General features: G+C 63.1%; 14 protein-coding genes and 3 pseudogenes. 6 read left to right on the top strand and 11 right to left on the bottom strand.

What is annotated here, in order from left to right; genetic code table 11:
* Both F2Q65_RS19805 and F2Q65_RS18905 read left to right on the top strand, forming a co-directional pair.
* Window positions 1–189 (top strand): hypothetical protein (locus F2Q65_RS19805; protein WP_211354109.1); only part of this gene is annotated, 189 nt, incomplete at its 5' end.
* 282 nt (window positions 190–471) lie between these two features.
* Window positions 472–1,227, top strand: a pseudogene (locus tag F2Q65_RS18905) (PAS domain-containing protein); the annotation flags it as partial.
* Window positions 1,228–1,245: 18 nt separating this feature from the next.
* Here F2Q65_RS18905 and F2Q65_RS18900 read toward each other — a convergent pair.
* The 4 genes from F2Q65_RS18900 to F2Q65_RS18885 all read right to left on the bottom strand — a co-directional run bounded on the left by F2Q65_RS18900 (window position 1,246) and on the right by F2Q65_RS18885 (window position 4,538).
* A complete protein-coding gene (locus tag F2Q65_RS18900) occupies window positions 1,246–2,796 on the bottom strand; it encodes an FAD-binding oxidoreductase (protein ID WP_150094952.1) in 1,551 nt (516 codons plus the stop codon).
* Window positions 2,797–2,810: 14 nt separating this feature from the next.
* A complete protein-coding gene (locus F2Q65_RS18895; protein WP_150094951.1) occupies window positions 2,811–3,353 on the bottom strand; it encodes a hypothetical protein in 543 nt (180 codons plus the stop codon).
* Window positions 3,350–3,709, bottom strand: coding sequence for a c-type cytochrome (locus tag F2Q65_RS18890; RefSeq protein ID WP_150094950.1), 360 nt, complete (start codon window positions 3,707–3,709; stop codon window positions 3,350–3,352). The genes F2Q65_RS18895 and F2Q65_RS18890 overlap by 4 nt, the downstream gene beginning before the upstream one ends.
* Before the next feature lie 85 nt (window positions 3,710–3,794).
* Window positions 3,795–4,538, bottom strand: coding sequence for a c-type cytochrome (locus F2Q65_RS18885; protein ID WP_150094949.1), 744 nt, complete (start codon window positions 4,536–4,538; stop codon window positions 3,795–3,797).
* 1,350 nt (window positions 4,539–5,888) lie between these two features.
* Here F2Q65_RS18885 and F2Q65_RS18880 point away from each other — a divergent pair.
* Both F2Q65_RS18880 and F2Q65_RS18875 read left to right on the top strand, forming a co-directional pair.
* The gene (locus F2Q65_RS18880) at window positions 5,889–6,455 is read left to right on the top strand and encodes a Uma2 family endonuclease (protein ID WP_150094948.1); all 567 of its coding nucleotides are present in this window, start codon (window positions 5,889–5,891) and stop codon (window positions 6,453–6,455) included.
* 26 nt (window positions 6,456–6,481) lie between these two features.
* A complete protein-coding gene (locus tag F2Q65_RS18875) occupies window positions 6,482–6,886 on the top strand; it encodes a transposase (RefSeq protein ID WP_150094954.1) in 405 nt (134 codons plus the stop codon).
* Here the strand turns inward: F2Q65_RS18875 and F2Q65_RS18870 are convergent.
* Window positions 6,817–7,365, bottom strand: a complete 549-nt coding sequence (locus F2Q65_RS18870; protein ID WP_150094947.1) for a DUF427 domain-containing protein — start codon at window positions 7,363–7,365, stop codon at window positions 6,817–6,819. The two genes, F2Q65_RS18875 and F2Q65_RS18870, sit on opposite strands and share 70 nt — an antisense overlap.
* Before the next feature lie 5 nt (window positions 7,366–7,370).
* Window positions 7,371–8,153, bottom strand: coding sequence for a class D beta-lactamase (gene blaOXA / locus F2Q65_RS18865; protein WP_150094946.1), 783 nt, complete (start codon window positions 8,151–8,153; stop codon window positions 7,371–7,373).
* A gap of 112 nt (window positions 8,154–8,265) precedes the next feature.
* Between blaOXA and F2Q65_RS18860 the strand changes: the two genes are divergently transcribed.
* Both F2Q65_RS18860 and F2Q65_RS20340 read left to right on the top strand, forming a co-directional pair.
* A complete protein-coding gene (locus F2Q65_RS18860) occupies window positions 8,266–8,457 on the top strand; it encodes a hypothetical protein (RefSeq protein WP_150094945.1) in 192 nt (63 codons plus the stop codon).
* Window positions 8,458–8,870: 413 nt separating this feature from the next.
* On the top strand, window positions 8,871–9,014 hold the full coding sequence (locus F2Q65_RS20340) for a helix-turn-helix transcriptional regulator (protein ID WP_150094944.1): 144 nt from the start codon (window positions 8,871–8,873) through the stop codon (window positions 9,012–9,014).
* On the opposite strand, the pseudogene F2Q65_RS18850 reads toward F2Q65_RS20340, so the two are convergent.
* The 5 genes and pseudogenes from F2Q65_RS18850 to F2Q65_RS18835 all read right to left on the bottom strand — a co-directional run.
* A pseudogene (locus F2Q65_RS18850) lies at window positions 8,995–9,192 on the bottom strand (AAA family ATPase); the annotation flags it as partial. The gene F2Q65_RS20340 and the pseudogene F2Q65_RS18850 sit on opposite strands and share 20 nt — an antisense overlap.
* Window positions 9,193–9,309: 117 nt before the next feature.
* Window positions 9,310–9,717, bottom strand: coding sequence for a putative hemolysin (locus F2Q65_RS18845; RefSeq protein ID WP_150094943.1), 408 nt, complete (start codon window positions 9,715–9,717; stop codon window positions 9,310–9,312).
* Between the two features lie 78 nt (window positions 9,718–9,795).
* Window positions 9,796–10,215 carry an acetoacetate decarboxylase gene (locus F2Q65_RS18840; protein WP_425473422.1) on the bottom strand — a complete coding sequence of 140 codons (420 nt, stop codon included), beginning with the start codon at window positions 10,213–10,215 and terminating at the stop codon, window positions 9,796–9,798.
* Window positions 10,206–10,328, bottom strand: a pseudogene (locus tag F2Q65_RS20480) (acetoacetate decarboxylase family protein); the annotation flags it as partial. The pseudogene F2Q65_RS20480 and the gene F2Q65_RS18840, both read right to left, overlap by 10 nt.
* A 133-nt stretch (window positions 10,329–10,461) precedes the next feature.
* On the bottom strand, window positions 10,462–10,700 hold a 239-nt coding region (locus F2Q65_RS18835; RefSeq protein ID WP_150094942.1), incomplete at its 5' end, for a DUF4351 domain-containing protein.

Raw genomic sequence — 10,700 nt, 5'->3', positions numbered from 1 at the left:
CTTCTTCTGTTCAACAGCGATTTCGCTCTTGCATCGCGGGGCGGACCATATATGGACAAGCGCAGCGCCGTCCACCAAAGCCCGCGCTGGCGCTGCCACTGGTGGACGGCGCTGCGCTTGTCCACCCTACGTGCTCTACTTCGGGAGGTGGCCGGAACGATGATCAAGGCCTGCACCTCTAACCTTTAGCCGGGACTGTCCAATCCCGCTGAACAATTACCTCCGGCCGTGCCGGCCGGGGTTTTTGTCAAGTCTGGTGTATAGCCCGTAATGACAGAGAGATCACGCACACGATGCGAAGGAGGCTGTGCTTGCCCCTGGAAAGACCACTCGCCAAGGTGGCTAGAGCCATGCAAGGACGGTGGATCGCGGTCTGCCTCCCGGCACGAGGCGGACGCAAGGGCATGACGACAGGCAGTTGATGCGAGCGTCCGTCGGTGACATAGAGACGCTCCAACGGCCAACCCTCGAGCGCCGGTCTTTCGAGGCGCGCAGCCGGAGGTGGTGATCGGACACCACGACGGTGAGCCCTTTGACCTCGAGCGCTCTGTCCAGCTCCAGGCAGTGGACCGCCAGGTGCTTGAGACGGGCCAGCTCCTGGAGCGCGAAGAGCACAATATCCTCAAGCAGACCGGCGAGACCCGCACCTACTGGAGCATCAAGGCCCCGCTACGCGACGCCCATGGCCGCATCGTCGGCCTCTGCGGCATCTCCACCGATATCACCGACGCGCTCGCCACCGAGGTCAAGCTCGCCGGCGTGCCCCCCTCGCGAGGCCTTCGTCACCCACCACCCGGCGGATCTGTCGCCACCCCAGCAGCCGGACGGCAGCGCATCGTCCGAGCTGGCCGCAGCCAACATCACCAAGGCCGTCCGCGAAGGGAGCCATGCCTTCGAATGGGCGCACCGCCGCGCCGACGACGGCCAGGGCTTCCCCGTGAGGTGGTCTTGAGCGCCATCGAGCTGGAAGCCCGACAGGTGCTGCTGGCAACGGTGCGAGACTTCACCGAGCGCGAGCTGGCCGAGGCTGAGATCCATGCCCTGAATGCGCAACTGGAGCGGCGCGTTCGGTGCAAGCACGCCGCGGTAGCGATGGCGGCGGCGGCCTCCGGTGTCAGGTCAGCGGCGGAGCGAAAGCGCACGGTCTGCGGAACATCATCGGCCTCCTCGACCGGTTCGAACAGCATCGCCCTGTCGATGCCGGATGCCCAAGGCCACTCGATTTGAGTTCGCGCCGAGTGACCGTCAGATCCGAATCCCGGACTTACCCGGTGCCAGGATGCCATTCGGATCCAGGGCGCGTTTCAGTGTCTGTTCAAGCTTGCGCTTGACCGGTCCGTAACTGTTGGCCACGCGCTCCTGGAAAGCGGTATTCACACGGTACACCGCGTAGCCTTGCTTCTCGAATTCATCCAGCAACTCGCTGAAGCAGGCGTGGGCCACCTTCATTTCTTCCGGGTTGGAGCGGTCGTACAGCACATCGATGACGTGGTGCATGTCGCGCCATCCGACGATGAATTCGCCGACATAGTCCAGTCCATGCTTGTTCAGGATGCTCTTGGCCAGCTGGACCTGTTTGCCGCACTCGCTGCCGCGCGCCTGACTGACCGGGGCAAACCACATTGAGCCGCCGCCCCCACGCCAGTTGTATAGCCCAAATTCCTGCAAATTGGGCACACCGGACATCAGCTGTGCACGGTACTTGAAGGGCTGGGTGTCACCCGCTTCTTCCTGGGTGACGATCTTCCCCTTGCCGGCACGCTTGATGGTGTCGGTGACGATCTTCCAGTTCACCTCGACCTGCTCGGGCGTACCATACAAGGCGGCGTATACGTTCCAGGCGCCCAGGTTCTTGTCCTTACGGATCTGTTGGATCACCGAGTCGGGCGTGGCACCCGGTGTGGTGAGGTAGTCTGAGCGACGGGTGTTGCAGGTCGACGCTTCCCACAGGGTGCCGGCAATCACCACCGCGTTGGGGATGATCTGGGCGATGCGCAGCGGGCGCAGCAATTCGACGATGTCACCGATGTCGTCATCATTGTCGAACTTGATCTCGAACGGCTTGAACACCGGCGGTTTGGGCATAAGCCAGAAACCCATCTTGGTGCAGATACCATAATTGGATTGGGTGAACATGCCGTCCAGGGTCGGACCAAACCCCCACTTGAAGACCTGCCAGGCCTTGTCACCCTTGACGCCACCCATTCCGGTACGGTAGACGTCCCCGTTGGCCAGCACCACTTCCATGCCGCACTGCATCAGGAAGTGCTCGCCATAGGGGGTGTAACCGACACCGCGGTCCATGGTGTTGCCGAGCGGGCCGGCGATGGCCGATGGCGCCGAGAACGACAACATCAGCGGCAGCTTGTTCTCTTCCAGATAGTCGTAGAGCTGCTGGTAAGTCACGCCGGGCTCGACCAGGGCCGTGCACAGTTCGGTGTCGACATGCAGGATCTTGTTCATCTTCTTCAGATCCAGCACGATTTGACCACGCTCGACCGGTGCGGCGGAGCCATAGCCAAAGTTGCGACCGGTGGAAATAGGCCAGACCGGGATCTTGTACGCGTTGCAAATCCTGACGACGGCCTGTACCTGCTCGACGCTGGTCGCGAGTAACACGGCGGATGGCGTGTGCTCGGCCGTGTCGACGGCCATCATGATTTTGGTATAGGGCGTCAGGTGCTCGGCTGAGGTCAGAACCTGATCGGCCCCCAGGGCCGCCGCGAATTGCCCAATCGCCTCGTCAAACTGGGCTTCGCTGACGCCCTTGGGTAAGGCCTGGTATTTGCTGTTCATCATTGTCACCATGATCAGATTACGCAGCTAAAGGAAACGTAGGCGTGGACTTGGGGGGCGGCCGCCGTACGCTGTACGGGCGGTGCGGTGTCGGCCGTCACCAGGATGCGCCCCAGGGTCTGTGCCCAGTGCGCGGCGCTCTGGCCCGTGCCCACTCGGTGGTGAGCGCTGTGCATCACGCGCCCGCCGGCCGAGCGCACCAGATCCAGCACCAAGGTCGCTGTAGCGTCGTCCACCAGCCCGATCAGCCGGTTCGGGGTACCATCGTTCAATAAAGCGTCCAGATGCGTAAAGGGACCGGCCTCCAGACCTTGCAGATGGTATCCGGTCAGCGCGACATCGCCGACCTGATGGCGCACACGCTCTTGCACGCCGGACAAAAAGGGTGCGTCGAGCTCAGTACCGCTGACCAGTGAGGTCACCTTGAGCCGTCCAACGGCAGTGCCACCCGCCACCATCGCCGTCTCCTGCGTGGAGGCTTGGGCTATGGGCACGCCCACCACCGCCAGTCCGGCGGCAGCCAGCGCCTTCACTACCGAGCGTCGATCGAGGTTCATGGCGTGGCTCCCTGATCAGGATTTTTCGGCGTGCCGGCCAGGTATCTGGCCACTGCGACCAAAGTGTCGTCATCGATGTCGGTGATGCGGAAAGCCGGCATCGCATTCCGTCCAAGGCGGGCGATGATGATGTAGGTCGCTTCCGGTAGATCCCGGCCCTTGAGGACCGGTCCAACGCCGGTCTCATGACACTTGGCACAGACCTTGTCGAAGTACTGTTGGCCTTTACCGACGTTAGCGGGCTCCTGGGCTACAGCGGTGGTTGTGTGCCCGATCCACAACAGCGCCAGTGTGGCCAGCGCGACCGCCCTGGTCGTGGTTGGTTTCAACACGGTGACTCCTCGTCTGATGGTCATGACGATCTTTTGGTTATGAACGGTTCAATAACAGATGGGACAAATCTGGCGTCGGTTAACTTAAAGTTAATCCACGAGATAGATATCACCGTTTTTGTTGAAGCGTTCCTGAGTTGTCTTTGGTCGGAAACCGGGAAACGTAATCGATAACGGCGATGATCTCCGCGTCCGAGTATGGTTTGACCGCATCGACCATGTCCGGTTGGGCGTTACGCCGAACGCCATCGCGTATCTCATAGGTTTGGCGTAAAAGATAGGCATAGTGCTGATCGGAGAGCTTCGGATAGAACTCATCGGCCTTGCCCTCTCCTGTCCGACCATGACAGCTCGCGCAATCCGCCTTATACAACCGCTCACCGAGCGCCAGGTCGCCGCCCGGTCCCTGACCGTGCTCCGGTGGAACCGGCAGACCATTTAGATAAGCCGCGATGTCGGCGATCTGTTCACTGGAAATCGAGTGCTCGGAGGCATAGGGATACATCTTGGGATTGTCCCGACGCCCCGCGCGAATATCCGCCAACTGCTTAACCAGAACCGTGGCGTGCTGCCCGGCCAAACGCGGGTAGAAGCCGGCCGCATCGCCTAGAGCGTCGCCGCCATGGCAGTCCTTGCACACCTTGAAGGCGTAGGCGCCGCGGGTGGCGTCGCCGGTGGCTTCCAGGGCCAGCAGTTGTTCCCCTTTGACATCATTCCAGACATAGCCCGGCGACTCGATACTGGGGGCGTGGGGCTGTACCGGCGCGGCGGCCGTACCTGGTTGGGCGGGGAGGTCTGCCGCCTGGACCGACCAGGCGACCATCATGGAAGTGACGATCCAGCATCTGTTCATTGAATGACATCTCCTCATGGATCAGGGGGTCAAATCGAGTACCAATCCGCATTCAGAGTCCCGCTCGGAATCGAGGCTTGAGATGGGGCTTTGCGGTAAAAATTTACTTGATTTCGATAGGGTTTATGCGCGCAAACGCGCACGCATATAATGCATGAATGCACAATGGATACAGTGGTTGGAGGTTAGCTTCAGCGGCGACTCGCTCTGGCGGGAGAGCCGGTGGCAACCATGGATGAGCTCCAGCTCAATCACTTGGCTTGCGGAAAACCATCGCTCTAGCAATCTGTGCCAGATGAAGCGGCAGGATCGATCGTTGGGGGAGGTGATAAAAATAAAGTAAATGCTTCTAGAAAGGTCTCAAATACAGTATTTCGAATCTAAGCATCCGTTGCTTAACTTGTTCCGCAATTCTAGGCGAAATTTTCTTATGTTGCAAAAATTTTTTTTATGGACACGGATTCTGCGCGGCCTTGCTCTTGACCTTGTCCCATAGTTCGGTACCCCCAGGGCAATCGCATCAATCATTGCTAATATTCGGGGATGTTGATGCTTTGCGTTTGCTCGGCGGATCGAGCGGGGTCGGTTCCTGAAGCATTCTGTTTCAGGCGATTATGACAATCCCTCCAGCTCAGATCGAAAAGTATATAGTTATACTCTGATGCGATTGCCCTGAACGCGGGGCGAGTGGTCGCAGACAGAGGCGGTTTGGATGACTGCCATAGGCCGGAAACACGAGACTCAACAGACTCGAAGCGCCAAGGGCGCGAAGGAGTGTGCGCCGTTTCATAGTGGGGTCTCCTGAGCGAGGGGCTACGGGCTTCCGCCGACAAACGCGGCTCAGGCTGCACCACTGGCCGCAACGGCCGCCTCGATCTGCTGCCATCCCCTTCGGGCGTGAGGTGGCGGACGCAACCGGCGCACCGACCGTAGTCAGTTCGCCGCCACCAACGCAGGCCCCCAATGCCGCTCGCCGACGCGCTATCGCTGGGCGATGCTGCCGGGATGAGAACAGGCCCCAGCTGTTCGAGTCGCTGCCACTGCCCTGGCCCAACTGCGGCGCGGATAGGCGCATCATCGCGCAACACCGCACCGTGAGAGCAACCTCCAGTCGCGACCGCCGCGTCACTGGGCGCGATGGCCACTTGCGGCGGACTGAAGTCCGCCAGCCCTGGGGGCCGACTGAAGTCGGCGCACCCGAGCGTCGGATTTTGCGTCCGCCGAGGAGTCGCCGACGGCTACCGGGCCCTCGGGTCTTGCTCGCTCGGCGGTGTCGGAACGGGTTGACAGCACCGGGGTGGCGGTGGAACCTTGCCATGCACCATCGACCAGCAGCACGAGCCCAAGCCAATGGAAGCCGGACGCCTCCTGACTGTCGACGACCTGCTCGCCTGCCCCGGCGACGACAAGGTCGAACTGATCGACGGCGCCATCGTGCAGCGGCCGATGAGCTGTTTCGAGCATGGTTTTGCGCAGTCCGTACTGGTTGCGCAATCCTTTCCGCTCGTGATGCGCGGCGGCCCAGGCGGCTGGTGGATCGCGTCCGAGATCAGCGTCCGCTACAGCGAGCACCACTGCCCGACCCACGACCTGGCCGGCTGGCGCAAAGAGCGGCTGCCGGAACATCCATCCGGCGTTATGACGGTTTTGCCAGATTGGGTGTGCGAGATCCTCTCCCCGGGCCACGAGCGCAAAGACACGCTGACCCACTTCTTGCGGCTGCAGCGCGCGGGCGTGCCCTTCTATCGGATCATTGACCCGGAAGACCGCGCGCTAATCGCCTACGGGCTGGATGCCGGCTGCTACCGGACCCTGTTCACCGCTGCGGGGCCGGACGAGACCGCGGTCAGGGTCCGTGTCCCGCCCTTCGACGGGATCGAGATCGACCTTGGCATCCTGTTGGGTGATGTCGGCTAGCAGAGGGGGCGGATAAGCGACAGCACATCCGCCGCTTCGGTGCTTCCCTCAACCGGCACGTCCATTACCATTGCTGCGTCATCGATGGGGTGTGCGAGCCGGCCGAGGATGTCGGTGATCGTCCGCAATCCGTACGTTTTCGCCCCGCTGCTGAACTGACACCAGAGGCCGTCGCCGCTGTCGCGGAGCAGGTTCGCGTGCGGGGCGGCAACGCTCCTTCCTCGGGCCAACCTGGACGCTCAGGGTGGCTTGGATTTCCTATCCGTTGGCTTTGTGTCTTCAATGCTGGGCAGAGTCGGCTGTTTGCTGGTGGCGCCTGCGCATGCCAAGTCTGTCCGCATCGACCAAACGCCCGAGGCGGCTACCAATGCCCGGTCCCCGGCTCGCCCTTGAAGGGGCCGATCACCTCATCGGTGATCCAGCCGCCATAGAAGCCTCCGGCCTGCGCGCGCACCGCCTCTCCAGCGACAAAACAGCGCAGCAGGCTGGGATAGGCGCCAAACCAGCCGGCAATCACCTTTGCCTCGGCGGTGGGTCTGGGATAGCGCCAGAGGGCATTGGCGATGCGGTCCTCGCTGCCCTGCACATCGAAATACTCCGCCTCCCCCTTCCACTCGCAGAAGGTCCGCCGAGCGGCGGGCGTGATCAGGGCCTGGTCGAATGCCTCCGGCGGCAGATAGAAGGCGGGCGGGCTGCCCGTTTCGAGCACGCGGATGGCCTGCTCGCTGCGCGCGAGCAGGCGCTCACCGGCGTAGATCTCCACCGGCCGCGGGTCCGGCACATAGGCCGGTGGGCGCGGATAGTCCCAGACGGACTCCTGCCCCGGCGCGGGGGTCAGCGCGAACGCCGGCCGCTTCTGGCCGCGATAGACCCAGGCGTTGCGCGCGCGCTCGATGTCGGATCGGTGCATGGGTGTCACTCCGCTGGCAGGATGCCCTTGGCGCGCAATGCATCCAGGGTGAGCTGTCGCCGCAGCGGCAGGTCGCTGGCGTCATGCACATCGAGATTGAGCGCGAATACCCACGTGTCTTCGGCGCGCTCCACATAGCCCACATACCAGCCGATCCCCGGCGTGCTGCGGGTCGACCAGCCGGTCTTTGCATACAGCCGATGGTCAGGCGTCGCGTCCGCCAGCATGATGGTTGCAAGGGTCTCATAGGTGCTCGCCCGGAAGGGCAGACGCCGCTGCACCACCTGCTTGAGAAAGGCGACCTGCTGCTCGGCGCTGATGGTCAGCGCGCCGTCCATCCAGAAGCGGCTGCCATCGAAGGGCTCGCGCAGCTGACCGAAGCCGGCCAGGCGCAGATAGGCCGGATAGGTCTCGGCACCGACACGCCGCGCCAGTTCCTGATAGCACCAGACACAACTGACCTTGAAGGCCGTCGCCAGGGTCTGGTCCCGATTCCAGTCGGGAAAGGCGTGCTCGGTGCCATCCCAGTGCAGGGTGTCATCGGCCGAGGCGATGGCGCCCTCCTCGACGGCAATGAGGGTATTGAAGACCTTGAAGGTCGAGGCGGCGATGAAGGCCTGTTCAGCGCGGGCGTCATTGTGCACCGCGCGCTCGCCGCTGCTGACCGACTCGATCACGAGTGTCCCATCGACGCCAGCGCTGTTGAACAGCTGGGCAATGGCGGCGTCCTCGGCCTGCGCCAGGCCGGCGCAACAGAGCAGGATGAGCAAGCCGATCGGATAGGGCATGGTACGTCTCGGGTTGGCTTAAGGGCTGAGCTTGCGCTTTCGCATCGGGCGGGTCAAACGTGTGCTGGATATGCGCGCGCTCGACTCACCCAATGCGGGAGGAGTCCAGAGCATGCTGAAGAACGTCTCCGTTGCCGGATTGACCCTGGCCGCACCGACGGCGCCTGTCCTGCAGGCGCAAGAGGCCGTCGATGCCCATGCGCTCTGGCAACAGGTCAAGGGCAAGGCAGCGAGCTGTCATGCCCCCGTGGCGGAGGCCATGCAAGGCCGCGCTGTGACCTTCTCAATAGTCGCAGCTGGATGACGACTTCTCCCTGCTGCAAGGCCTTTCTCACTCTCCGCCTGTCCGACAGTGGTGATCGATGGCATCCGCTGTAGCGCCTTGTCGGCAAAGCGCGCCTGCCAGCAATCCACGTCTCGGCGTCATCGGTGACCTTGGTGCGAATCCGCGCCATCACAACGCGGGCGAAGAGGCTGTCGCTCGATGCCGCTGGCCCCAGCGATCGGCCCCGTCATCATCGAACGGTTCGCCCATGCTCCGAATGCAACGCAGGCGAGGCGGCAGACTCGCTCTCGCGGTTGCCAGCGCCACCCGGATAGGGCTGATGGCAAAAATCCGGCGAAAGCGCCTGTCTATGCGTCGTATTTCGGGAAAAACGCGCGTCGACGGGCATTAACCTATGCGGGTTACTTGTCCAACACCAGAGAGGTTCTCGAATGGAGATGTTCACGTCTTTGCTCACGGAGCGAGAAGCGGCGCTGATACTCAGCGTCTCGGCGCGCACGCTGCAGGCTTGGCGTGTGTCCGGCGGCGGTCCCGAGTACGTCAAGCTCGGGCGTGCGGTGCGCTTCCACGGTTGATGCGGTGGGCATTGACGATGATCTGCGAGGACAGCGCCTGGCGGAAGATCTCGGTGAGCCGCACCGTCGGCACCACAGCCGAGGCGATCAGGTCCGCGAGCACCGCACTAGGGCCGACCGAGGGCAGCTGATCCACATCGCCGACGATCAGCAGCGCGGCGGACTCCGGCAGGGCGCGGCGTGATCATGTCATCGGGGGCAGCTGCGCGATCGGGTGTTCACCGAATAGGCGCAGGTTTACTGCGCTGCTAAGAGTGTCGCATGGCTGAGACGCGCGCGGCCTCCAGCGGCTGCGCTAAGGCATGCTCGGTGCCGGGCAGCGCCCGCTGAAATAGGCCTCCAGCGCGCAGGACACACCGTCCGGACTGCGGCAGGTCTGCGTCGCCATCTCCACCTGCCCACCGGTGATGGCGCAGTAGATCTGGGCCGCGGTGTCGTAGCCGGTGATCTTGAGTCCGCCATTGGGGCACTGGCCGCGCAGCAGCGCCCACTCCTCGCACTGGCGATTGTCCTCGAAGACACAGACGCCATACTCGCCCCCGTCGGGACGCGTGCGGATGTCGAGTGTGCCGCCCTGCTCGATGCAGTGCACCGATGCCGGGTTGGCCACGCCCATCGGGCCGAGCGCCTGCGCCGTGATCGGCGCGATGGAAAGCAGGGTGATCGCTGCGGCGAGCGACCAGTGTCCGGTCTGTCTCTTCATGATCACGTGAACTCCAAAGGTTCGAAATGGGGCTTGCCGGGCAGACCGCATTGGTGGCGGCGATCCCTGCCGCCGGCATCAGGCCTCACTGAGATAGTCGAAGACCACTTCACCCAGGCTCAGGGTCAGATCCGCGATCAGATGCCTGGCCGCGACCATCTCCAGGACGGGCAACTCGGCCACGGGCGCCAGTGCATGGGGAAACAAGGCCAGTGCCCCAGGCCCGCTCCAGGCACCTTTGACCCTGACGTCGGTGAGAGCATAGCGGACCAGCTCACAGATGCGTACCGAACCGTCGACGTGAGGGATGATCTTCAGCAGGAAGTTGGGCGTCTCGCCGAGACTGCGCTGAACCGCCGCGGGATCGAGCGCTTGAGGCTTGTAGCCCATGGTCCCGGTCGCCACCCGGACCGGGCCATAGTCCAGGGTGCCGACCAGTGTGTCGGTATGCACCGCAAGGCGCGGCGTGGCGTGGCGAGCTTCTTCGGAAAGCCCCAGAACTCGCGTCCGCCGGCAATGGCTGGATGGCCATCCAGGTACATGGCGTGGGTGTAGTTGCCGGGCTGACCATTGAACTGCACGGCAATCACCTGGCCGCTCTCGGTGCGCACCGTCAGCCTGCGCGAGCCCACCGCCGGCGAGGATGGTGGTGGGGCTGTGAAGCTGGCGTTCGCCTGTAGCCCATCCGGCAGTCCGGTGAGGCCTGCCGGTCATTTGGTCTGGTCGCCTGAACCGTTCACCTGATCAGGCCATCGGTTCGAACACTGCCTCCAGGCTGGGGGCATCCAGGACCCGTTCGAGCCAGACCTCGACCTCGGCTTCGGAAGCGGTGCTGATGCGATCAGTATAGGCGGCGGGGATGGCGCCAAAGCGCTTGGTCAGCAGGCGTTGTAGCGCCAATCGTTCGCCCTCTTGCCGGCCCTCTTGCCGGCCCTCCGCCTTGTATTCCGTTGCCCATTCCTCCAAGCGGTCTGACAGGCCCA

Source organism: Thiohalocapsa marina, assembly GCF_008632335.1.
Lineage (GTDB): Bacteria > Pseudomonadota > Gammaproteobacteria > Chromatiales > Chromatiaceae > Thiohalocapsa > Thiohalocapsa marina.
This window is presented reverse-complemented; position numbering and strand designations above follow the sequence as displayed.